The following is a 22,672-nucleotide window of genomic DNA, read 5'->3' as shown; positions in this document are numbered from 1 at the left end:
GGCGCCAATGTCGCCCTCATGCCTTTAGCTGGCTTCGGCTTTCGCCAGCAACAGGACGAAGGCCGCGAATCGTTCGCCGGCCTCTTCCAGCGGGCCGCTATTGTCGATGGTGGTCAGGTGCGGATCGCCGTCGATGTCGGGTACCTGACGGGCAAGGCGCTGGCGGATGTCCGCTTCGCTTTCCCGGGCGCGGGCGATCAGCCGTGCCGCGATGACCTCGGGCGACGCCACGATATTGACGACCGCCACGCGTGGAAAGGCATCCCGGAACCGGTCAAGCACGGCGCGGCTGCCATTGGCGATCAGCGTACGTCCCTCTTCCAGCTTGGCCTGGCATGCGGCGGGGATGCCGTAATGCAGCCCATGGGCCTCCCAATGCACGGCGAATGCCCCCCGTTCCGCACAGGCCCGAAATTCCGCGGGTGAGATAGCTTCATGATCCTCACCGCCCGCATCCTGGGCGCGCGTGATGACGCGGCGGACGAGTTCGACCTCGGCCGATGTGCTCTTCAGCCGGTCCATGGCATAGTCGATGACGCTGTCCTTGCCGGCACCGCTCGGGCCGACGACGACGATCATGGCGCCGGTGCCGCCGGTCGGGTGATCCGGGGTCATGCGACGCGCCGTCCGTTGCGCCAGACGGAACGGACGATCGGCACGCCGCTCGGCCGTTCGACGCGCATGAGATCTGCCCGCCGCCCGACCGCGATTCGTCCCCGATCCTCCAGTCCGACGGTGCGGGCCGGGTTGTCGCTGACGAGCGCGATCGCTTTTTCCAGGCCGAAGCCCTCGATCGCATCGGCGAGCAGGAAGGGGGCGTGGATGAGGCTGAAGGGGACGTAGTCTGAGGAGAGCACATCGAGCACGCCGCGCTCGGCGAGATCGCGGGCGGCGATGTTGCCGGAATGCGAGCCGCCGCGCACGACGTTCGGCGCGCCCATCAGCACGCTGAGACCGGCTTTGTGGGAAAGATCGGCTGCTTCCAGACTGGTCGGGAATTCCGCCAGCTTGACGCCGAGGTCTATCGATTCCGTCACGTGCGCCGCCGTCGCATCGTCGTGGCTGGCGATCGGGATGCCACGGGCCGCGCAGATGTTGGCAATCGCGATCCGGTGGCGGGCTGAGTTTCGCTCCGACAGTGCCAGCTGCTTCTCGACATAAATCGCGAAGGCCTCGTCCGAAAGGCCGCGTTTGATCTTGTAGTAGAGAATGTACTGATCCATCGTCTGGAACTGGCGCTGGCCCGGTGCGTGGTCCATGAGAGAAACGAGGCCGACCTTCGGATCGTCGCCGAAAGCATCGAACTGGTCGAGCACGTTATCGGTCGAAACCTCGCAGCGCAGGTGGATGCGGTGATCTGCACGCAGGCGGTTTTCCCGCTCGGCCTCCGCCAGCGCATCGGCCATGGCGCGCATTTCGCCGGTAGCAAAGCCGTCGTCGCCTTCCGCCGAGCCCATGCGCAGACAATCGAACACCGTGGTGATGCCGGAGGTGACGATCTGCGCATCATGCGCCTGGATCGCCGCCATTTTCATCCAGCGCAGGCCCGGTCGGGGCGAATAATGGGTTTCCAGATGGTCGGTGTGCAGCTCGATGAGGCCGGGAATGAGGAAGTCGCCCTCGAAGTCCTCGCCGCTATGCACGGTGCCGGTCGAGATATCAGCAATCTCTCCGTCGCGAACGAGCACGGAGCCCTTTACGATGTCATCCGGCAGGACAATGCTGGCATTGGTGAAGATCTGCTCGACGGCCATTCATCTGTCTCCTTCGATCGCGGCATCGCCCAGCGGCATCAGCGAGTGGACGGTAAAGGGGCTGCCGCGCTTCGGCTCGATGAAGAGCGCAAGCGCGGTAACGGACAATGGCTTTCCCAGGAAACCGGCGAAGGCTTCTTCGAGTGCTGCCCGCACGGCAGGGCAACGCTCTTCGGCAACCGGGCCGGTCAGTGTCATGTGAAAGCGGAATTCGTCGAAAACGTAAGGGTAACCCCAGTTCTCGAGATTCTGTCGCTCGGCCGGGGGCAGCGTTTCGGGCTTCCGCCGGGCGATATCTTCCGCCGACAGGGCGGCCCGGAACGGCTCGAACCGGCGCACGGTCTCGGCGGCGAAGCTCGCAAGCGCATCCGAAGGCGCGCCGGGAACGAGCGCGAAGAAGGGGCCGAGTTGACCGAGCGTCAGGGACGGGATCTCGAAGGGCTCGCATTCGGCCGAAAACTCGTCGAGGGCTGCAAGGAGTTCGGCTTCCGTGCGGCCGGGGGCGAGCGCGAAGGGGGCCTTCAGCGTGGCGTGGAAGCCGTAGCGCCGGGGCTCTGCCGTCAGCATGCCGAGCTCTTCCGTCGTGAAGCCGGGAACCTCGGGTGTCGGCACCCGGCCATCGAGAAAGGCATCGCGCGACAGCCAGGCTGCGGCGGCCAGCGTCAGGGCGTCATCTTTCGGCGGGGTGAAGTAAAGGGCGTAGCGCATCGCATCCTCGATCATGGCCTGCTTCCGGTCTTTGCGCAGTCGGCAAAGCCCTGGCGGTCGTTCCTATTCCCACCGCCCGAGCACCAGGTGACGCGTGTCGAAGCGGGTTCGGGTCTGTGCCGTCGTTTTGCGGCACGCGTGTCATTCTCATGTGACGACGTCATGACATCGCGGGTGGTTCCCGCCTTCCCTCTTTTTGTCAGCGTTTTTCTGTCCCCGCGTACCTTGGAGAATCACCGGAGCATTCATACCGAACGTCCTTAAAGCGCTTCTGCCGCCGGAGTCACGGGGCAGAAGCGCTTCAGCACAAGCCGGGGGCAGGTGCGTCAAAAATGGCGCAGATCGGGTGCCGGAGTTCCAGCAGACGGCGCTCACGCCGTCTGGAGATCGGCGAGGCCTTCCAGGGCGGCGGCAATGACGGCGTCGAGCGGCCGGTCGATATCGACGGTGACGACGAGGTCTTCGCCCGTCGGCGTTTCCAGCGTCCTGAACTGGCTGTCGAGAAGGGAGGTGGGCATGAAATGGCCGGTGCGATGGCCCATGCGGGATTCGAGGACGGCTCGCGTTCCTGTGAGGTAGACGAAGGCGAGCCTGCCGCCCGCCGCTTTGCGCAGATGGTCGCGGTAGACCTTCTTCAGCGCGGAGCAGGACACGACGACCGCATGGCCTGCGTCAGATCCCTCGTGGAGGGCCTTGCCGACGGCGTCGAGCCACGGCCAGCGGTCCTCATCGGTCAGCGGCGTGCCCGCCGACATCTTGGCGATGTTTTCCGGCGGGTGCAGGGCGTCGCCCTCAATGAAGTCGGTTGCGAAAGCCGCGGCGATGGCCTCGCCGACGGAGCTTTTGCCGCAGCCGCTAACCCCCATGACCACAACGGGAGCGGGAAGATGCGCCGTTGCGGCTTCAGGCTGGGATGTGCGGGGGACGGAAGGCCCCCCGTTTTTTCTATCGATGTCCGGCACGTGGATCAGCCCATCTTCGCGTAGGTGGCCGCCATATCGGCCATGCGCTTGATGCGGATCGACGGTGCCTTGCCGGCCGTGCGGAAGGCCTCGAAACGCTCCAGGCAGACGTCGGTCATCAGCGCCGTCGCGGGCTTCAGGTAGCTGCGCGGATCGAAATTCTCCGGCTTTTCTTTGAAGCACTTGCGGATCGTCCCGGTCATCGCGAGACGCAGGTCGGTGTCGATATTGACCTTGCGCACGCCGAAGGGAATGCCGCGCTGGATTTCCGATACCGGCACGCCCCAGGTCTGGGTCATTTCCCCGCCATAGGCCGTGAAGAGATCCTGCAGGTCCTGCGGTACCGTGGAGGAGCCGTGCATGACGAGGTGGGTGTTGGGAAGGGCCTTGTGGATCCTCTCGATCGTCTCGATCGACAGGATGTCGCCATCCGGCGCGCGGGTGAACTTGTAGGCGCCATGGCTGGTACCGATGGCGACGGCCAGCGCATCGACGCCGGTCTTGCTGACGAAGTCGAGCGCCTGTTCCGGGTCGGTCAGCAGTTCCTCGCGGGTCAGCTTGCCTTCGAAGCCGTGGCCGTCTTCCTTTTCGCCCGCGCCGGTTTCCAGATTGCCGAGGCAGCCGAGTTCGCCTTCGACGGAAACGCCGGCCGCGTGCGCGATCTTCACGACTTCGGCTGTGACCGCGACGTTGTATTCATAGCTTGCCACCGTCTTGCCGTCGGCCAGCAGAGAGCCGTCCATCATGACGGAGGTGAAGCCATTGGTGATGGCCGAGATACAGGTGGAAGGCTGGTCGCCGTGATCGAGATGAAGGCAGATCGGAATGTGCGGATACTCCTCGGCGGCGCCGAGGATGAGGTGCCGCAGGAAGCCGTCGCCGGCATAGGCCCGCGCACCGCGGCTGGCCTGAAGGATAACGGGGCTGTCGGTCTTGTCCGCCGCCCGCATGACCGCCTGCACATATTCCAGGTTGTTCACGTTGAAGGCCGGCACCGCATAGTCGTTTTCGGCCGCATGATCCAGCAATTGCCGAAGGCTGATCAGTCCCATACACACTCTCCCATTGTGCCGGCCGCTCTGGTTGCGGCGGCTCTTTTCCCATGCTCCGGGCGGGGCTTCACACGGAACGTCCCAAGTGACGTCGTGGTGCCCTCGCAGCGACTACCGCCGGATCTCTATCTGGTTGACCAGCATAAGGATCGCAACTGTTTTGGCAACGGAGAAGGCCGCTATTCGTCGGCCGGATGAAATTCCTTTAGCGTCTGCTCACGGAAAAAGATGAAGAGGCCTGAGGCAACAATGAGGGCTGCACCGATGATGACTGTCGGGCGTGGCGTATCTCCGAAGAAGATCCAGCCGAAGACCACCGCCCAGAAAAGCAGCGTGTATTGCAAGGGAACGACGGTCGCGGCATCCGCAAGCTTCAGAGAGCGGCTGACGAGAACGTGGGCGAGCATGGCGACGACGCCGAGAAGGGCCGGAAGCAGGATCGTCGCGGGATCGAGCGGCTTCCAGCTGCCGGGGACGACGGCGACGCCGATGAGCGAGAAGACCAGCGAGCCGACGAACTGCCAGACGACCAGCGTCGTATCCGGCGTGGTGCGCAGCGTGCGGCCGAGCATGATGGCAAAGGCAAAGCAGGCGCTGCCGAAGAGCGCGACCAGTGCGGGCATCGACAGGCTTTCGCGCGATGGATCGAGCGCGATGAGCACGCCGGCAAAGCCGATGAGGATCGCGGTCCAGCGCCGCCAGCCGACCTTTTCGCCGAGCAGGAAGGGCGACAGCGCCGCGACATAGATGGGGGCCGCAAGCCAGTAGATCATCGCATCGGCGAGTGGCATGTAGCCGACGGCGAAGTAGAAGGCGGTCGCGTCGATGGCAAACAGCAGCGCGCGCAGGGCCTGCAGCCCGGGACGCTCGACCCGAACCACCGTCATAATGCCGCGGCGGAGAACGAGCGGCAGCAGCACGAGAAGCGCGGCAATGCTGCGGATCGCCATCAATTGCAGGACCGGATAGGTCTCGACCAGCCATTTCCCCATTGTGTCGTTCAGCGAAAACATCAGCATGCCCAGAAGCATGAAGACGATGCCCAGGCTGGCTGAACCTTTCTGGAGGGCGGACGGTTTCGCAGGGGCGGTGGACGGCATGGCAGAGCGCTCAGCGGCATGATCGGGAATGGGGCCGATGCGGGCTCGATCGGGCGCTGCAAGAGGCTCTGTCTGTTGCCATAAAAGGTGCGAGCGATCCAGTGCCGCTTGGCGATGGCTTCATGATAAAAGGAAATGAGTTTCCTCGCTGTGCGGGTGACATCTTGACGCGGCAGGTGGGATGGCTAATTAGTTCAGCAATCCCGCGCATACGACATCGACACTCGCGCGGGACGAACTTGGTGCCGGGCCCCTCTGGCGAGAGTTTTAACGGCGCTCTCGCGATGTCGGTACCGCCAGCACACCGAGCCGGCGGATGTAAATTCCCATGACAAAGAACGTCTTTCTGACGATGCGTACCCATGCGGGCATGGCATCGCTTTCTGTCACTCCTGCTCCGATCAGCACCGGAGCGAACGTCGCTGCCAGCGGGAGGGCGGGCGCATGAACACCTCCACCCAGACATCGACGCTCAGCTATTTCACCTGGGCCTTCATCGTCACCGGCCTCGGTCTTGCGCTCGGCGCCTGGCTCGGCTGGAACGAGACCGGTACGATCGGCGGCATGGCGACCGTCTTCTTCATCTGCACGGTCCTCGCCGTGCTCGAAATTTCGCTCTCCTTCGACAACGCCATCGTCAATGCCAACAAGCTCAAGGACATGACGCCGATCTGGCAGCAGCGGTTCCTGACCTGGGGCATTCTCATCGCCGTCTTCGGCATGCGGATCGTCTTCCCGCTGCTGATCGTGGTGATCGCGGCGGGTATCGGCCCGGTCGATGCCATCATTCTCGCTGCCGCACGTCCCGACGAATATGCGCGCATCATGAACGACGCACACCTGCCGATCGCAGCGTTTGGCGGCACCTTCCTGATGATGGTCGGCCTGTCCTACTTCTTCGACCATGACAAGAAGATCCACTGGATCTCCTTCATCGAGAAGCGTCTGTCGGCGGCGGCCAGCATCAAGGGCGTCGAAATCGCCTTCGTCCTCATCCTGATCCTCGCCTTCTCCGCGCTGATTCCGGACGATGCGGCAACGCCGGATATCGAGAGCACGACCTTCGTCTTCTCGGCCATTTACGGCCTTGTCACCTTCCTCGTGGTGGAAGTCATCGGCGGTCTGCTCGACGCCTCGCAGAAGACCATGAGCGAAGCGGCGAAGGGCGGCCTCGGCGCGTTCATCTATCTCGAAGTGCTCGATGCCAGCTTCTCGTTCGACGGCGTCATCGGCGCCTTTGCGCTGACGCAGAACCTCTTCGTGATCGCCATCGGTCTCGGCATCGGCGCCATGTATGTGCGCTCCATGACGATCATGCTGGTGGAGAAGGGCACGCTTGCGGAATATCGCTACCTGGAACATGGCGCGTTCTACGCAATCCTGATCCTGTCCGTGATCATGTACGTCCAGACGCTGGTCCATATCCCGGAGGTCATCACCGGTCTCGGCGGCGCAACGCTGATCGGCATCGCTCTCTGGTCGTCCATCCGGTACAACAAGAAGCACCACCCGCTCGGGGCCGACGCTGTCGCCCCGCATTGATTTCGAGGCTGGCGGCGAAGATCGCCGGCCATCTTCTCGCAGACAGACCGCGGTTCGAAAGGACCGCGGCTTTTTTATAGGCTGTGACCGAGACGGTGGGCTTGGTGGGAAGGGACGTCTCGTCTACGCACCATCCCCCAAAAGCAAAGCCCGCCGGTCCGTCATGGACCTGCGGGCTTTTTGCAGCCCGGGATGAATGATCCCAAGCGAAATCTTTTACTGCGACGACCTGTCGGCAGTAGCGTCGTATCAGCCGCGGCGATAGGGAGCCGGGAAGCTGGTCGGGTCGATGCCGAGGGTGTTGAGGTCGCGGGCCTGCGGACGACGGCCGCCTTCGATGGCTGCTGCGGCTGCGGATGCAGCGCCGATAACGGCAAAGGCACGGCCGAAAATGTTACGCTTGCTGGTCATTGTCTTCGTCTCCTGATCTCATGTTCTGTGACCTGAAGATGGGCCTCCGGAGCCTCTTTCACAATGCACAAGTGTTCATTGCAGCCATGCGTGGCAAGCAATACGGATGTCTTAAGAAGATATTACTTTGCCACGGCCCCGTTAAGACGTTTGCGGAGACAAGTATCGTCGGAATTAAACCGATTATAGGATCACCATCGCAAGCCGAAAATGGGATTGGCCGGGCGTCCCAAGGGAGCATCCGGCCATTCCATATTATCCGGGATGAAGCCTCGGATCAGTCTTCGCTGGCGGCCAGTTGCGAGAGCACCTGTCCGCGTCCGCGCGCGCGCAGGATCAACGGTACGATCAGGGCCAGCGCTGCGATGGTCAGCAGCACGGCTGCGATCGGCGAGGTGAAGAGCACGCTCGGATCGCCCTGGCTGATGGCCAGAGCCCGACGGAGCTGCTGTTCGGCAAGCGGCCCGAGAATAAGGCCAACGACCACAGGCGCGATGGGATAACCGAGGATGCGCATGATGTAGCCGAGGAGACCGAAGCCGAGCAGCATGCCGAGTTCGAAGACGGACGGATTGGCGCCGATGGTGCCGAGCGTCGCAAACAGCAGGATGCCAGCATAGAGCCAGGGCTTCGGGATCGTCAGCAGCTTTACCCAGAGGCCCACCAGCGGCAGGTTGAGGACGAGCAGCATGAAATTGGCGATCAGCAGCGAGGCGATGAGGCCCCAGACGAGCTGGGGGTTGGTCGCAAACAAAAGCGGGCCTGGCTGCAGGCCGTATTGCTGGAAGCCGGCGAGCATGATGGCGGCGGTGGCCGTTGTGGGCAGGCCGAGCGTCAGAAGCGGCACCAGGGTGCCAGCGGCGGACGCATTGTTGGCGGCCTCCGGTCCGGCGACACCTTCGATCGCACCATGCCCGAATTCTTCCGGATGCTTCGTCAATCGCTTTTCGGTAGCGTAGGAGAGGAAGGTGCCGATTTCGGCACCACCGGCCGGCATGGCGCCGATCGGGAAGCCGATCAACGTACCGCGCAGCCAGGGCTTCCAGGAACGTGCCCAGTCCTGCTTGGTCATCCACACCGATCCCTTGACGGCCTCAACCTTGTCCGGCCCCGTCGCGCCCTGTGCGGCGATGTAGAGCGTCTCGCCGATGGCGAAGAGGGCGACGGCGAGCGTCGTCACCTCGATGCCATCGAGCAGATCCGGCACACCGAAGCTCATACGGGCCTGGCCGGTCAGCTGGTCGATGCCGACGATGGCAAGGGCAAAGCCGATGAAGAGCGAGGTCAGCCCGCGCAGTGTGGAATCCCCGAAGGCGGACGATACGGTGACGAAGGCGAGAACCATCAGCGCGAAATATTCGCGTGGCCCGAAGACCAGCGCCACCTTGACCACGAAGGGTGCGATGAATGCCAAGCCGATGGTGGCAATGAGGCCGGCGACGAAGGAGCCGATGGCAGCCGTTGCAAGCGCGGGTCCGCCCCGGCCCTTCCGGGCCATCTTGTTGCCCTCCAGCGCCGTGACGATAGAGGCGCTTTCGCCGGGCGTGTTGAGCAGGATCGACGTGGTGGAGCCGCCATACATGCCGCCATAATAGATGCCCGCGAACATGATCAGCGATCCCGCGGGATCGAGCCGGTAGGTCACGGGCAGCAGCAGCGCGACCGTCAGTGCCGGGCCGATGCCCGGGAGAACGCCGACTGCGGTGCCCAGCGTCACGCCGACCAGCGCGTAGAGCAAGTTCATCGGCTGCATGGCAATGGCGATGCCCTGGAGCAGGAATTCGAATGTCGACATGGACGCTCTCTTAAAAGAAGAGGTGTTCGAGCGGCCCTGCCGGCAGCGACAGCTGCAGGAGACCGGCGAAGATGAGCCAGACGGCGAGACAGAGCGCGATGCCGACCGGAATGGTGATCCACAGCTTGCGCCGGCCGAAGCCCGCGGCGGTGAATGCGAAGAGCAGGCCGGTAGCAATCGAGAAGCCGGCGATGCGCAGCAGCAACATCTGCAGGACAAGGCCGCCGACGATCCATGCGACGGGCGGAATTTCCTGGCGTTCGCGCACCGGGAATTCGCTGCGGAAGGCGGCGACGGCCGTCCAGATTGCAAGGCCGAGAAGGCACCAGGCGATGACGAAGGGAACGGTGGCAGGGCCGATCTTGGAGTAATTGGCCATAGCCGAAAGGCGGGAGCTATCCCAGAAGATCAGGCCGGCAAGGCCGCCGAGGAAGACCGCAACGGCAAGCGCCGCCCTATCGGGGCGGCGCGAGGTTGCGCTTTGTGTGCGCGAAAGTTCGCTCATTGAACGAGACCGATGTCTTTAAGGATGGTTTCGGTGGCCGAGACGTCCTTGGCGAGCTGCTCCTTGAACGCGTCGCCCGACAGGTAGGTGTCCTGCCAGCCCTTGGTCTTCAGCGTTTCCTGCCAGGAGGCGGACTTCACCATCTTTTCGACGTCGGCGGTGACGGCGGCCTTCTGTTCGGCAGACAGGCCGGGTGCAGCGGCGACCATGCGCCAGTTCTGCACGACTACGTCGAGGTTGCTTTCCTTCAGTGTCGGCGCGTCAACGCCGGCGATCTTCTCGGCGCTGGAGACGGCGAGGAGGCGCAGCGTACCGGACTTGACCTGCGATTCGAATTCGCCATAGCCGGAGATACCTGCGGTGACCTGGTTGCCGAGGATGGCGGCCAGTGCTTCGCCGCCGCCCGAAAAGGCGATGTAGTTGATCTTGGTCGGGTCGACGCCGGCTGCCTTGGCAATCAGGCCAACGGCGATGTGGTCCGTGCCGCCAGCCGAGCCGCCAGCCCAGGATACCGAACCCGGATCCTTTTTCAGCGCCTCGACGAGATCGCCCATGGTCTTCAGCGGCGATTCGGCGGGAACGACGATGGCTTCATATTCGCCGGTCAGGCGGGCGATCGGCTCGACTTCGCTCAGCGACACCGGCGACTTGTTGGTGAGGATAGCGCCGACCATGACGTAGCCGCCGACAAGCAGAGCATTGGGGTTGCCGGCCGACTGGCTGGCGAACTGGGCGAGACCGATGGTGCCGCCGGCGCCGGGCACGTTCTGCACCTGCACATTGCCGGAGATCTTTTCCTGCTGCAGGGCGGTCTGCATGGAGCGCGCTGTCTGGTCCCAGCCACCGCCTGGGTTGGCCGGTGCAATAATGGTGTAGTCGGCAGCGGCCACTGGGAGCGCCATGGCACCGGCGATCAGGGATGCAATGAGAAACTGTTTCAAGGTGACGTCCTCCGTCAGCGCGTTTGCGCGCTTTGTTTCAATTCTTGACGCGAGGAGCATGTGGAACAGGCGCGCGTGAGATCGAAGGATCTTCGCTCGGGCCGTTTTGGGTGAGACACTCCTCCGCACCGCTTCGTCACCGCCTCCACGGCTGACGAACACCACTAAGCCACCATAGTAAGCTGACATCAACCTGACATCCCTGCATCCCGTGCATAACTCGGGCCAATCGTGCCTGATTTTGCGGGAGCTTTGGTCTCTGTCAGCGGATCAAGGCTCAGGGAAGGCCTAGCACGTCCCTCCAGCGGGCGATGAGACGTGCGCGCTTTACCTGATCGAGATAGACCATCAAGCCCGGGCTGACCGGAACGGGACGCAGCTGCGCGCCCAGAATGTCCTGCAACGTACTCGCAGTATTGTCGCCGGCCACGTCCGGATTGACGGCGGCGATATGAAGCTCGCGCGCCATGATCGACTGACCCTCGGCGGACATGAAGAATTCGAGATAGCGCCGTCCAAGTTCCGGTGCAGCGGCGGCCTCCGGCACGAGGCCGATCCGGGAGATGACCACGGTATAGTCGGTCGGCAGGATGATGCCGAGATCGGGATGATGTTCGGCCCAGTCGGCCGCATAGGAGCCGACGATGTTGTAGCCGAGCAGGAAGCGGCCATCGGCGACCCGCTCCAGAATATCGGAGCTCGTCGCATAGAGCTTGACCCCGGCCTCGCCCATGGCGCGGATCACCGACCAGATGTCACCGAACTGCTCCTGATCGCGCGCCATGAACAGGAAGCCGACGCCCGAACGCTCGATATCGTAGGTGCCGATACGGCCTTGGGCTTTAGCGCCCGCTTCGCGCAGGAAACGCACGAACTCCGCACGGGTGGAGGGCGGCTCGGTGCCGGCGAAGCTCGGCTTATGGTAGACGAAGACGGCCGGCTCGAAGGTCAGGGCATAGGCGGTGTTGCGCCACTTGGCCCAGGCCGGCCAGGAGCGGGTGAGGGGCAGCTCGCTCGGCTGGGCATAGCCGTCATTGGTCAGCTTAACCTGCAAATCCATCGCCGAGGAAAAGGCGAAGTCCGCCGTCTTCTGCCCGGCATCCGTCTCCCGGACGATCCGGTCGTAGATCTCGCCGGTCAGCATGTTTTCATGGCGAACGGCAATGTCGGGATTGGCGGCCTGAAACCCGTTGATCAGCGGCTGCGCCAGGGGATCGTCCAGCGAAGAATAGACATTGAGCACCGGCGCATCCGCCCTACCGGATCGTGCGGGAAAAAAATCGGGCGCGCCAACAGCAGCGATTGGACCGGCGAGAGACAGGAGAAGGGCTGCGGCGAGGCGAAACATCGGCGGAGTGTGCGCCAGCGGTGGCCTTCGCACAAGCGTGGCCAAGCCGGCTTCCTCTGCAATTCCAAATCGATGGTCGAAAATCGTTTTGTCCGTACCGGGAGTTATTCTAGGATCGCCCCGGTCGAGGAGCCGCCACGTTTTGAGAATTCTTCTGGTCGAAGACAACAAGGTCCTGTCGGAAGGGCTTGCCGCCATCCTGCGCGGCAGCGGCTATGCCGTGGACGTGGTGCGCGACGGTGCTTCGGCCGATGCGGCGGCGGCAACCGAGCGGTTCGACCTCGTGATCCTCGATCTGACCCTGCCCGAGATGGACGGGCTCGACGTGCTGCGCTCCATGCGGGCGCGGCAGAACCGGTCGGCCGTGCTGATCCTGACCGCGCGGGGGAGTGCGGAGGAAAAGGTGCGCGGGCTCGATCTCGGGGCCGACGACTATATGATCAAGCCCTTCGACATCGGCGAGTTCGAGGCGCGCGTGCGTGTTCTTCTGCGCCGGCAGGCGGGCCTGCGCTCGTCCATGGTCACCTTCGGCGCGGTTTCGCTGGATCTGACCTCGCGGACCTTTTCGTCCGACGGCATCCCCATCGACATTCCCCTGCGGGAGACGGGGCTTCTGGAAATCCTGTTCATGCGGGCCGGGAAGGTGGTGGCGAAGGACGCCATCATGCAGTCGTTGACGGCCTTCGACGACGACCTCAGCCCCAATGCCATCGAGCAATATGTCAGCCGCCTGCGCAAGCGCCTGTTACCCTATGGGCTAACGGTGCGCACGGCGCGCGGCATCGGTTATTATCTCGACAAGGCGCCGGCGCCGGCCGACCCTGCTCCGGACATGGCATGAGCGGCGTACGGGCGGCGCATTCGCTGCGCAGGCGGCTTCTGGCGTGGCTGCTGGCGGCCACCGCTGTGATCGGCATCATCGCGCTCGGCGACACGTATCGCGAGGCGGTGAAAACGGCCAACAGCGTGTCCGATCGCGTGCTGGCGGGATCGGCACTGGCGATTGCCGACCGTGTGGTCGTTGCCGAGGACGGCACGCTGGAGGTCGACATGCCCTATGTCGCGCTGGAAATGCTGACCTCGGCAGCGCAGGACCGGGTGTTCTACCGGGTCGACGGGCCGCCCGGCCACTTCATCACCGGTTACCGGACGCTGCCGGGCATTGCCGAAATGCAGGGGCGGCAGGCCGTCTATCTCGATTCGGACTATCGCGGCGAGCCGATCCGCATTGCCGCGCTGGAACGCTCGGCGTCGACGGGGATCAATTCCTTACCCTTCGTCGTGACGGTGGCGGAAACCACGGTGGCGAGGCAGCAGTTGGCCCGAGCGCTGCTGTTTCGCTCGGCACTGCGCCTGTTCCTCCTGATCTTCGGGGCGGCCGCCATCGTCTGGATCGCCGTCACATTATCGCTCCGTCCGCTCTACCGGCTGGGTGACGCCATTGCAGAGCGCAGTCCGGACGATCTACGCCCGATCCGGCAATCCGTGCCGCGCGAGGTGGAGGGGCTGGTCGAGACGGTCAATTCCTTCATGGTGCGGCTGCAATCGGCGCTCGATGCCATGCGGCATTTCTCCGGAAATGCGGGCCACCAGTTGCGGACGCCGCTTGCTGTGGTGCGTACGCAGCTCGCGCTCGCGGCCCGGTCCGAAAAGCCGGAGGACATCAAGACGTTCATCGCCCGCAGCGACGAGGCCGTCGGTCATGCGGAACGGATTCTTGCGCAGTTGCTACTTCTGGCAAAGATCGATGCGACGGGATCGGGATCTCCCACGGCACCCGCACCGATGGACCTGACGATGGCCGCGCGGGAGATCACCGCGGAATACGTGCCCCGCGCGGCCGATGCCGGTATCGATCTCGGCTTCGAAGGCAAGGGAACGGCCTTCATCGCCGCGGAACCGCTGCTGATCGGCGAACTCCTGCGCAATCTCGTGGAAAACGCCCTCGCCTATGCCGGACAGGGTGCCGAGGTGACGGTGAGAGTCGGGTGCGATCCGGGCCTCGTCCGGCTCGATGTGGAGGACAACGGACCGGGAATTCCGCCGGAAAGATTGTCCGCCGTGCGCCAGCGCTTCGCCCGCGGCGAGAGCGAGGCGCCGGGCCTCGGGCTCGGGCTGCCGATCGTCGAGGAGATCGCGGTTCGCTTCGAGGGGTGTCTCTCGCTCGGGCCGGCGGTGATGGATGAGCGCGGGATCGGCTGCGGCCTGAGGGCGCGGGTGGTGTTTCCCGCTGTAGCCATCGACGCCTGACGATCGTTCGCACATTCGATCATTCGCCCTTTTCATTCGCGAGCGTGGTCATCCGATCAGCGGATTTCATTGGTCATGTCGGGGCAATCGCGGCAATGTCCAGAGCCTTCTTCCCGCAGCATTGGAACGCCTGACGCGACGGGGAAATGCCTCGACCCGGGAGCCTGCCATGCGTGTCACATCGGACCTTACCCGTCATCTCCAGGATCCGCGGATCCTTGCCGAGGCCGAGGTAACGGGTGCGACGTTCGAGGTTCGCAATCCCTCTTCCGGCGTTCTGCTGGCGACCCTGCCGGATATGGGCGTGCCGGAAACACGTGCGGCGATCGAGCGGGCGGCGCTGGTACAGCCGGCCTGGGCGGGGCTGCCCGCCAAGGACCGCAGTCAGCGCATGCGGCGCTGGCACGATCTCGTTCTCGCGCATATCGACGATCTCGCCGCTATCCTGACCGCCGAAATGGGCAAGCCGCTGAGCGAGGCGCGCTCGGAGGTGCAGCATGCCGCAGCCTATATCGAATGGTATGCCGAGGAGGCAAAGCGCGTCTATGGCGAGACGTTTCCAGCACCCTCTACGGACCGGCGGATGTTCGTCATCAAGCAGCCGGTCGGCATTGTCGGCACGATCACGCCGTGGAATTTTCCGGCCTCCATGGTGGCGCGAAAGGTCGCGCCGGCGCTGGCCGTGGGATGCCCCGTCATCCTGAAGCCGGCCGAACAGACGCCGCTGGTGGCCGTCGCGCTGCATCGGCTGGCGCTCGATGCCGGCTTTCCCGATGGCGTGTTCCAGCTCGTCCTTGCCAGCGAGGGGCAGGCGGTTGGCTATGAGCTCTGCACACATCCGAAGGTGCGCAAGATCAGCTTCACCGGCTCCACCGAAGTCGGGCGGCTTTTGATGCGGCAATGCGCCGACCAGATCAAGAAGGTGAGCCTTGAACTTGGTGGAAGCGCGCCGTTCATCGTCTTCGACGATGCGGATATCGATGCCGCGGTGGATGGCGCCGTGCAGGCGAAATTCCGCAATGCCGGGCAGACCTGCACCTCGGCCAACCGCATCTATGTCCAGTCCGCAGTCTACGACACCTTTGCCGAAAAGCTCGCGGCCCATGTCGCCGACCTGCGCGTCGGGGATGGCTTCGAGCCCTCGGTTTCGGTAGGCCCGCTGATCGACGAGGCGGCGTTGTGCAAAGTGGCGCATCATGTCGAGGATGCCGTTCTCAGGGGCGCGCAGGTGCTCTGCGGCGGCGGTCGGGTTGGCGAGACCGGAACCTTCTTCGCGCCGACGGTGTTGACCCATGTGGATCACGGCATGCTGGTCGCCTGCGACGAGACGTTTGGCCCGGTTGCGCCGGTCATAAGGTTCGAGACCGTCGAGGACGTCATCCATCAGGCAAATGACACGATCTACGGCCTTGCGGCCTATTTCTACGCCACCGAGCTGCGGAAAGTCTGGCGGGTGGCCGAGGCGCTGGACTACGGCATGATCGGCATCAATACCGGCCGCATGTCGTCCGAGGCCGCGCCGTTCGGCGGGCTGAAACAGTCGGGGATCGGCCGCGAAGGGTCGCGGCACGGCATGGAGGATTACCTCGACATGAAATATCTCTGCATGGGCAATATCTAGCGCATAGACTGCAACGAAGCCCGGGCGAATGGAGACCGATATGGCGTATCTCGACAGGGACCGGGCGGCACGGCTGATGGCCGCGGCCGGCCTCGATGCGCTGCTGCTGCTCACGCCGGAATGCTTTACCTATGCGACGGGTGCAAGCCCCGGTGTCGGCACGATGTGGCGGCGGGCCGGCGCCGTTGCGGCCCTCGTTCCCGCCGATCCGGGCGTCCCCATCTGCGCCGTGGTCAGCGATCTCTTCGAAGAAAGTTTTCGCGCAACGAGCGACGTGACCGATATCCGCATCCATCCGCTCTGGGTGGAAACGGCGGATGTGCGGCCACAGGATCCGTCCCAGCCTCTGCCCGATCTTATTGCCGCCGCGTGGGCAGGCTCGGGCCGCCCGGCCGGCTTCGCACGGCCGGAGACGTTCGACGCCGCACTCGGGTTTCGCCTCGCCGGCGATCTCTTGGCGGCTCGTAAGCTTAGCAGCGCCCGCGTCGGCGTCGAGCTCGACAGCCTTTCGGTTTCGGATTTCGCCGCATTGTCGGCGGCCCTGCCCGGTTGCCGGCTGGTCGATGGCAGCGACGTGCTTCGCCGGCTGAAAATGGTGAAGTCGGCGCAGGAGATCGCCCATCTGCGAACGGCCGTCACGCTCGCCGAGATCGGGATCGGTGCACTGGCTGCCGCGATCACCCCGGGGCAGACGCGCGATGGGCTGGCTGAGGTCTGGATTTCGGCGGTGCAGGCTGCTGCGCGGGAGCGGGATATCCGCAATCTCACGGGCCGGTGGGAATATGTGTCCGTCGGTGCCAATCCCTGGTCGCGGGGTGGGGTGGTCGAGGTGGGCTCCCTGATCAAGGTCGATGTCGGTTGTCTTGTCCAAAACTATACGTCGGATACCGGCCGGAGCTTCGTCTGCGGCAAGCCCTCGGAAGTCCAGAACCGGCTGTTCGATGCGCTGTCTCAGGCATTCGAAGCCGGTCTCTCGCATATCCGCCCCGGTGTCGAGATGCGGGCGGTGCATGCGGCAGCGACAGCTGCCATGGCGAAAGCGGGCTTTCCGGGTTTCAGCCGCGGCCATTTCGGCCATGGTCTCGGTGCCGGGCTTGGCAGCGAGGAATGGCCGTTCTTTTCCGCCACCAGCAGCGTCGTGCTGGAGCCCAGCATGGTCGTCGCCTTCGAGACGCCCTGGTATATCGATGGCGTCGGCGGGATGATCATCGAGAACCAGCTGCTGATCACGCCGGATGGCCATGAGGTGATGAACAGCCTGCCATGGGAATTGGTTTCTGTCTGACGCCGGCTACCGCATAGCCGGCTCTATAGTGTGTCGTTAAGGCTCTTGATGGCCTGAAGATCCTCGCGGAAACGGTCGATCTCCTCGCGCTTGCGTCCCTCGTCGGGGATGCGCAGGAGGTAGGAGGGGTGAACCGTCGTGTAGAGCGCCCGCCCGTCGTCGAGATCGACCTTGCGGCTGCGGTAGTCGGCCAGGCGCTCTGCGTGGTTCATGACGGAGGTCAGCGCCGTTGCGCCCATCGCGACCACGAGTTTCGGTCGGATCAGGTCGAGTTCGAGCTTCAGCCACCAGCGACAGGCACGGATTTCGCCCATGTTGGGCTTCTGGTGAATGCGGCGCTTGCCGCGCGGCTCGTATTTGAAATGCTTCACCGCATTGGTGACATAGGCCGTCTTGCGATCGAGATCGACCTCGCCGGCGATCGTGTCGAACATCTTGCCGGCCGGGCCGATGAAAGGCCGGCCGGCGAGATCCTCCTGATCGCCCGGCTGCTCGCCGACGAACATGAGTTTCGCATCGTCAGGGCCTTCGCCGAATACGGTCTGCGTCGCCTTGCAGGAGAGCGGACAGCGGGTGCAGTTACGCGCCTCCGCCCGCGCGGCCTCAAGCGTGCCGGGGATGGCGGTGTTCTCTTCGCTCTTCGGCATGGCGGCCTCGCGTACCTTCGCGTGAAAGGCCGGCGGGTCCTTCATCGCTTGTTTCGCCATCGCCCGAACCTTTTCCTCGGCACCGGCGATCAGACCGGGGATAAGGTCGGCTTCGGGCAGGTTCTTCCAGTATTTCTTCGGCATTTCCGACGTCATCGCCTTCACCTTCAGCCGCGCCGGATTGAAGATGTTGCTGTAATAGGTGCGCCACAGCGTGTCTGCATCATCGGTCAGCTTGGGGTCGTCCGCCGGCTCGGACGTCACCGTCAGCGTGGTTCCATCCCAGGCGGCGGATCCTTTTGGCGTGGCGATGATCCAGTCCATGTCGGTGAAGCGCCGCTGGAAGAAAGGAGCAACGCGGGCGACGATGAAATGATCCGGCTCGAACCAGGCGAAAAATCGCCGGCGACCGATAGGGATGCCGCTCGCCTCCAGAGCGGCGGGACGGGCGATCACCTCCATGATGTCCGCCGTCAATGTGCTTGTTGTGGATGTGCTGGCGCCGATCTCCTTGAAGCGCACGAAGGCCTTCATCTTGTGGCTGTCGCGACGCAGGGATTTTTCCATGGCATGGAGCCGGACGACGTCGGCGTCGGAAACGATGTCGAGCAGGTTGCGCTCGGCCTGCAGGCGCCAGAGCGTGCGATAAAGAAGCGTGAAGCGTCCGGGATCGGAGTGGCAGATCACGGTTTCGGCCAGCGTCATGAAGGCGCGGGGAACAGTGATCTCACGTGGTCCCTCCGGTTTTCCTTCTGCGTTCGGCCGCGCCGGCACAGGAGCGGCAAACAGATCGGTGGTTTCGTGCTTTTCGCGCCAGTCCACTTCTGTCGGCAGCGTTCCCGCGACCAGAAGCCGGCGTGCGGCCTCCCGCCATTCGCCAAAATCGCCCTTTCCGTCGAGCGTGACGGTTTGCCTCTCAATGCCCGGTGGCGGCATCAGAGAAGGACCAGCTGTTCCGGCTTGGGTGCGAACATCGTGCGCAGGTCCGGCCGGTCGATGAGGCGCGAGGGGGTCCAGCCCTCCGCGATGATGAAGGCCTGCACCTTTTTCAGCGAGACCTTTAGACGGGCGAGATCTTCCAGCCGCAAGGTCCGGTGCCGGCGGGCGGTGAGGATGGCGCGGACGATCTTCGTGCCGAAACCGGGTACGCGCAGAAGCATCTCGCGATCCGCCTTGTTGATATCCACGGGGAAACGCTGCCGGTTGGCAAGCGCCCAGGCAAGCTTCGGATCGAGATCGAGGTCGAGCATGCCATCCGGCTGGTCGCGCGTGATTTCGTCGATGCCGAAGCCATAGAAGCGGTAGAGCCAGTCGGCCTGATAGAGCCGATGCTCGCGCATCAGAGGCGGCTTGACGAGGGGCAGATTGCGGGAGGCATCCGGAATGGGACTGAAGGCGGAGTAATAGACGCGGCGCAGGCCGTAGCTGCCGTAAAGCCGCGCGCTGGTGCCGAGAATGACGCTGTCGTTTGCCTGGTCGGCTCCGACGATCATCTGCGTGCTCTGGCCGGCGGGCGCAAAGCGTCGTGTACGTTTGGTCTGGAGCGTCGGGTCGCGCATTTCCTCAATCTTCAGGCGAAGATCGCCCATCGATTTGCGAATGCCGTCCGGCCGCTTTTCCGGCGCATAGCGCGTCAGTCCGGCGTCCGTCGGCAACTCGATGTTGATCGACAGGCGGTCCGCATAAAGTCCAGCTTCCTCGATCAGCGCCGGGGACGCCTCGGGAATCGATTTCAGATGGATATAGCCGCGGAAATTATGCGTGACGCGCAGCTCCCGCGCGATGCGCACCATCTCCTCCATCGTGTGATCCGACGAGCGGATGATGCCGGACGAGAGGAACAGACCTTCAATATAGTTGCGGCGATAAAATTCGAGCGTCAGCCAGACCACTTCCTCGACCGAAAAGCGTGCACGCTCCACATTGCTGGACGACCGGTTGATGCAATAGGCGCAGTCGTAGATGCAGAAATTCGTCATCAGGATCTTGAGCAGAGAAATGCATCGCCCGTCCGGCGCATAGGCATGACAGATGCCGGATCCCTCCGTGGAGCCGAGACCGCCGCTGGCCGACGAATTGCGTTTCGTCGTTCCGCTGGAGGCGCAGGACGCATCGTATTTGGCGGCATCCGAAAGGATGGCCAAACGCTCTTTCAGCGATTTCTTCATGGTGTTCTACATATGTTCTTTTGCTGCGCGCGTCAATGTTATGTGCGTTGATGGTTTCGGTTTTCGAATCTTCAGCCTGTCTCGGATCAGGTTGTTGGCAATGTCACCGATGTTTTTCGGAACGATCGGTGGGGGCGCCTCGTTAAGATGGCGAACCCGTCATGACATTCGCGTCTGATATCGCCGACCCGAGAGGTTGGGGATCATCCCAGACAAGACCAGAGACAATAAGGAGCAGGCTCATGCCTTCCATTGCCGAATCCAAAATTCTCATTCTCGCCACGGACGGCTACGAACGGTCAGAACTGCGCGTTCCTTATGACAGCCTGAAAAAGCAGGGCGCGACGGTGAAGATCGCCTCGATCGGCAAGACCAGCATCAAGAGCTGGGACGAAAAGGACTGGGGCGACAGCATCGACGTCGATCTCGAAGCCAGGGACGTCAAGATCGAGGACTTCGATGCGCTCGTTCTGCCGGGCGGCCAGATCAACCCGGACAAGCTGCGCGTCGAGGACGAGGCGTTGCGAATTGTCCGCGACTTCGTGTCGTCCGGCAAGGTCGTCGCGGCCATCTGCCATGCGCCCTGGCTTCTGGTCGAAACCGGTGCGGTTAAGGGGCTGAAGGTCACGTCCTTCAAGTCGATCAAGACGGATGTCGTCAATGCCGGCGGTCTGTGGTCGGATGAGGCCGTGGTGACCGACAAGGGCATCATCACCTCTCGCAACCCCGGCGATCTTGATGCCTTCGTGGCGAAGATCGTCGAGGAAGTGGAAGAAGGCCGTCACGACCGCAAGGCCGCTTAAGGCCCTTTTTCCGCATGACATCTTCGACCGGCTCCATCCAGCGATGGGGCCGGTTTTTTCGTGTCGAGCGACAGGAGCATTCTCACATGTCGCGTGAGACTTGCGAAGATGAGATGAGACAGGCACAACATGGCATGATGTCCCTGTCCGATCGCCATCCCGTCCGTCTCCGTCGCTCGGTGCTCTGCGTTCCAGCCGACAACGAGCGCGCACTTGCCAAAGTGTCGAGCCTTTCGCCCGATGCCGTGATCTACGATCTGGAGGACGCGGTGCTTCCGGAGCGCAAGGCCGATGCGCGCCATGCGCTGGTGCGCCATCTGGCGGATGTTGCGCCCGGTATCGAGCGGATCGTCCGTATCAACAGTCTTGCCTCGGGTTTTGGCGAGGCGGATCTCGAAGCGCTTTTCGCCTGCCGGTTCGATGCCGTTCTATTGCCGAAGGTGGAAGGGCCACGCGATATTCTCGACATTGCCGAAGGGTTGGATGAGGGCAACGGTCCGGAAGATCTGCGGCTCTGGGCGATGATCGAGACGCCGAGAGGCGTTCTCAATGCGGCGGCGATCGCCGAGGCCGGACGCACGCGTGGCGGGCGGCTCGATTGCCTCATTCCCGGCCTCAACGATCTGCGCAAGGAAACCGGTGTCGCCGCCCTTCCCGGGCGAGGCTACCTCGTGCCCTGGCTCATGCAGATCCTGCTTGCAGGACGTGGCAGCGGGCTCGATGTTCTCGACGCCGTCTTCAACGATATCGGCGATGCCGAGGGTTTCGCGCAGGAATGCGCCGCCGGCCGCGACATGGGGTTCGATGGAAAGATGCTGATCCATCCGCAGCAGATCGCGCCGGCCAATTCCACCTTCGGCCCCTCCGTTCAGGATGAGGCGGAGGCTCTGGAGATCGTCGCGGCTTTTGCTGAACCCGACAATGCAGGCAGGTCGGTCATCGTCCACAAGGGCAAAATGGTCGAAGCCTTGCATCTCGAACAGGCGATGACCTGTCTTGCAAAGGTCGAGGCCATCAGAAACAAAGGAATGCAGCTATGAAACTCTACCGCTTTCTCACCGGCCCTGACGATGCGAGCTTCTGTCATAAGGTAACGGCCGCCCTCAACAAGGGCTGGCATCTCCATGGTTCGCCGACCTACACCTTCAATGCCGATGCACAGGTCATGCAGTGCGGTCAGGCCGTGGTGAAGGATGTCGAAGGCAAGGACTACGTGCCGGATATGAAGCTGTCCGAGCAATAGGCGACAGCCATGCGCGTGCGGCGGGCTCCTACCCGCCGACATGCTCCACGCTCGCCTCGATACGCTCCATATCGTCATCCGACAGGCCGAAGTGGTGGCCGATCTCGTGGATCAGCACATGGGTGATGATGTCGCCCAGCGTCTCGTCGTTTTCGGCCCAGTAATCGAGGATCGGCCGGCGATAGAGCGTGATCCGGTTCGGCATCGTGCCGGTTTCCATGGTGAAACGCTCGCCGATACCCCGCCCTTCGAACAGACCCAGCAGATCGAACGGCGTTTCCAGCGCCATGTCCTCGAACACGTCGTCATCCGGAAAATCCTCGATCTCGATGATGAGGTCTGTGGCCAGCAGCCGGAATTCCTCGGGAAGATGCCCATAGGCTTCCAGCGTCAGGGATTCGAACGTGCTGATGGTCGGCGCATGACGTTCCCGCCAATCGTCGCTTTGGTCAATCCGGGCCATGGATACTCCTTGTCCCTTTTATATAGCCATTTCCCGGTTCATTTCGAGAAGCAATTCGCAATGTAAGGCGATTG

At 63.3% G+C, this 22,672-nt stretch carries 22 protein-coding genes; 8 read left to right on the top strand and 14 right to left on the bottom strand.

What is annotated here, in order from left to right; translation table 11 throughout:
• Nucleotides 1-24 precede the first annotated feature (24 nt).
• From phnN to GA0004734_RS02855, 6 genes are all read right to left on the bottom strand, one after another.
• On the bottom strand, nucleotides 25-615 hold the full coding sequence (gene phnN, locus GA0004734_RS02880) for a phosphonate metabolism protein/1,5-bisphosphokinase (PRPP-forming) PhnN (protein WP_245292323.1): 591 nt from the start codon (nucleotides 613-615) through the stop codon (nucleotides 25-27).
• The gene (locus GA0004734_RS02875) at nucleotides 612-1,754 is read right to left on the bottom strand and encodes an alpha-D-ribose 1-methylphosphonate 5-triphosphate diphosphatase (protein WP_092931032.1); all 1,143 of its coding nucleotides are present in this window, start codon (nucleotides 1,752-1,754) and stop codon (nucleotides 612-614) included. Before GA0004734_RS02875 ends, phnN begins: the two co-directional genes overlap by 4 nt.
• A complete protein-coding gene (locus tag GA0004734_RS02870) occupies nucleotides 1,755-2,462 on the bottom strand; it encodes a DUF1045 domain-containing protein (protein WP_092935825.1) in 708 nt (235 codons plus the stop codon).
• 371 nt (nucleotides 2,463-2,833) lie between these two features.
• Nucleotides 2,834-3,328, bottom strand: a complete 495-nt coding sequence (locus tag GA0004734_RS02865) for a gluconokinase (RefSeq protein ID WP_092935823.1) — start codon at nucleotides 3,326-3,328, stop codon at nucleotides 2,834-2,836.
• Nucleotides 3,329-3,429: 101 nt separating this feature from the next.
• Entirely contained in the window at nucleotides 3,430-4,476 is a 1,047-nt protein-coding gene (gene fba / locus GA0004734_RS02860; RefSeq protein ID WP_092931030.1) for a class II fructose-bisphosphate aldolase, read from the bottom strand.
• 179 nt (nucleotides 4,477-4,655) lie between these two features.
• On the bottom strand, nucleotides 4,656-5,576 hold the full coding sequence (locus GA0004734_RS02855; protein ID WP_092931028.1) for a DMT family transporter: 921 nt from the start codon (nucleotides 5,574-5,576) through the stop codon (nucleotides 4,656-4,658).
• Nucleotides 5,577-6,020: 444 nt separating this feature from the next.
• Here GA0004734_RS02855 and GA0004734_RS02850 point away from each other — a divergent pair, with 444 nt between their 5' ends.
• A complete protein-coding gene (locus tag GA0004734_RS02850) occupies nucleotides 6,021-7,118 on the top strand; it encodes a DUF475 domain-containing protein (RefSeq protein WP_092931026.1) in 1,098 nt (365 codons plus the stop codon).
• A 249-nt stretch (nucleotides 7,119-7,367) separates the two neighbouring features.
• Here the strand turns inward: GA0004734_RS02850 and GA0004734_RS25850 are convergent, their stop codons facing one another.
• The 5 genes from GA0004734_RS25850 to GA0004734_RS02830 form a co-directional block, all read right to left on the bottom strand.
• Nucleotides 7,368-7,529, bottom strand: a complete 162-nt coding sequence (locus GA0004734_RS25850; RefSeq protein WP_092931024.1) for a hypothetical protein — start codon at nucleotides 7,527-7,529, stop codon at nucleotides 7,368-7,370.
• Nucleotides 7,530-7,806: 277 nt separating this feature from the next.
• Nucleotides 7,807-9,324: a tripartite tricarboxylate transporter permease gene (locus GA0004734_RS02845; protein WP_092931022.1), complete on the bottom strand. Its 1,518-nt coding sequence runs from the start codon at nucleotides 9,322-9,324 to the stop codon at nucleotides 7,807-7,809.
• 10 nt (nucleotides 9,325-9,334) lie between these two features.
• Nucleotides 9,335-9,829 (bottom strand): tripartite tricarboxylate transporter TctB family protein, encoded by a 495-nt coding sequence (locus tag GA0004734_RS02840; protein WP_092931020.1) that lies wholly within the window; start codon nucleotides 9,827-9,829, stop codon nucleotides 9,335-9,337.
• A complete protein-coding gene (locus GA0004734_RS02835; RefSeq protein ID WP_092935821.1) occupies nucleotides 9,826-10,770 on the bottom strand; it encodes a Bug family tripartite tricarboxylate transporter substrate binding protein in 945 nt (314 codons plus the stop codon). The genes GA0004734_RS02840 and GA0004734_RS02835 overlap by 4 nt, the downstream gene beginning before the upstream one ends.
• A gap of 277 nt (nucleotides 10,771-11,047) precedes the next feature.
• Nucleotides 11,048-12,118 (bottom strand): ABC transporter substrate-binding protein, encoded by a 1,071-nt coding sequence (locus GA0004734_RS02830; RefSeq protein ID WP_092931018.1) that lies wholly within the window; start codon nucleotides 12,116-12,118, stop codon nucleotides 11,048-11,050.
• Nucleotides 12,119-12,260: 142 nt separating this feature from the next.
• On the opposite strand from GA0004734_RS02830, the gene GA0004734_RS02825 reads away from it, so the two are divergent.
• From GA0004734_RS02825 to GA0004734_RS02810, 4 genes are all read left to right on the top strand, one after another.
• Complete coding sequence (locus GA0004734_RS02825; RefSeq protein ID WP_092931016.1) at nucleotides 12,261-12,959, top strand: response regulator; 699 nt, start codon at nucleotides 12,261-12,263, stop codon at nucleotides 12,957-12,959.
• Nucleotides 12,956-14,368: a sensor histidine kinase gene (locus GA0004734_RS02820; protein ID WP_092931014.1), complete on the top strand. Its 1,413-nt coding sequence runs from the start codon at nucleotides 12,956-12,958 to the stop codon at nucleotides 14,366-14,368. The genes GA0004734_RS02825 and GA0004734_RS02820 overlap by 4 nt, the downstream gene beginning before the upstream one ends.
• Nucleotides 14,369-14,537: 169 nt before the next feature.
• Nucleotides 14,538-15,989, top strand: coding sequence for an NAD-dependent succinate-semialdehyde dehydrogenase (locus GA0004734_RS02815; RefSeq protein ID WP_092931012.1), 1,452 nt, complete (start codon nucleotides 14,538-14,540; stop codon nucleotides 15,987-15,989).
• Between the two features lie 40 nt (nucleotides 15,990-16,029).
• Nucleotides 16,030-17,274 carry a M24 family metallopeptidase gene (locus GA0004734_RS02810; RefSeq protein ID WP_092935819.1) on the top strand — a complete coding sequence of 415 codons (1,245 nt, stop codon included), beginning with the start codon at nucleotides 16,030-16,032 and terminating at the stop codon, nucleotides 17,272-17,274.
• 23 nt (nucleotides 17,275-17,297) lie between these two features.
• Here the strand turns inward: GA0004734_RS02810 and GA0004734_RS02805 are convergent, their stop codons facing one another.
• Nucleotides 17,298-18,857 carry a UdgX family uracil-DNA binding protein gene (locus tag GA0004734_RS02805; RefSeq protein WP_092931010.1) on the bottom strand — a complete coding sequence of 520 codons (1,560 nt, stop codon included), beginning with the start codon at nucleotides 18,855-18,857 and terminating at the stop codon, nucleotides 17,298-17,300.
• Nucleotides 18,857-20,089, bottom strand: coding sequence for a putative DNA modification/repair radical SAM protein (locus GA0004734_RS02800; RefSeq protein WP_092931008.1), 1,233 nt, complete (start codon nucleotides 20,087-20,089; stop codon nucleotides 18,857-18,859). Before GA0004734_RS02800 ends, GA0004734_RS02805 begins: the two co-directional genes overlap by 1 nt.
• A gap of 242 nt (nucleotides 20,090-20,331) precedes the next feature.
• Here GA0004734_RS02800 and GA0004734_RS02795 point away from each other — a divergent pair, with 242 nt between their 5' ends.
• The 3 genes from GA0004734_RS02795 to GA0004734_RS02785 all read left to right on the top strand — a co-directional run bounded on the left by GA0004734_RS02795 (nucleotide 20,332) and on the right by GA0004734_RS02785 (nucleotide 22,135).
• Nucleotides 20,332-20,892: a type 1 glutamine amidotransferase domain-containing protein gene (locus GA0004734_RS02795; RefSeq protein WP_092931006.1), complete on the top strand. Its 561-nt coding sequence runs from the start codon at nucleotides 20,332-20,334 to the stop codon at nucleotides 20,890-20,892.
• Nucleotides 20,893-21,029: 137 nt separating this feature from the next.
• The gene (locus GA0004734_RS02790; RefSeq protein ID WP_092935817.1) at nucleotides 21,030-21,932 is read left to right on the top strand and encodes an HpcH/HpaI aldolase/citrate lyase family protein; all 903 of its coding nucleotides are present in this window, start codon (nucleotides 21,030-21,032) and stop codon (nucleotides 21,930-21,932) included.
• Nucleotides 21,929-22,135 (top strand): DUF1737 domain-containing protein, encoded by a 207-nt coding sequence (locus tag GA0004734_RS02785; protein WP_092931004.1) that lies wholly within the window; start codon nucleotides 21,929-21,931, stop codon nucleotides 22,133-22,135. The genes GA0004734_RS02790 and GA0004734_RS02785 overlap by 4 nt, the downstream gene beginning before the upstream one ends.
• A 28-nt stretch (nucleotides 22,136-22,163) precedes the next feature.
• Here the strand turns inward: GA0004734_RS02785 and GA0004734_RS02780 are convergent, their stop codons facing one another.
• Nucleotides 22,164-22,598 (bottom strand): metallopeptidase family protein, encoded by a 435-nt coding sequence (locus tag GA0004734_RS02780; RefSeq protein WP_062477507.1) that lies wholly within the window; start codon nucleotides 22,596-22,598, stop codon nucleotides 22,164-22,166.
• Nucleotides 22,599-22,672 lie beyond the last annotated feature (74 nt).

The sequence above is a fragment of the Rhizobium sp. 9140 genome, assembly GCF_900067135.1.
Classification (GTDB): domain Bacteria; phylum Pseudomonadota; class Alphaproteobacteria; order Rhizobiales; family Rhizobiaceae; genus Ferranicluibacter.
This window is presented reverse-complemented; position numbering and strand designations above follow the sequence as displayed.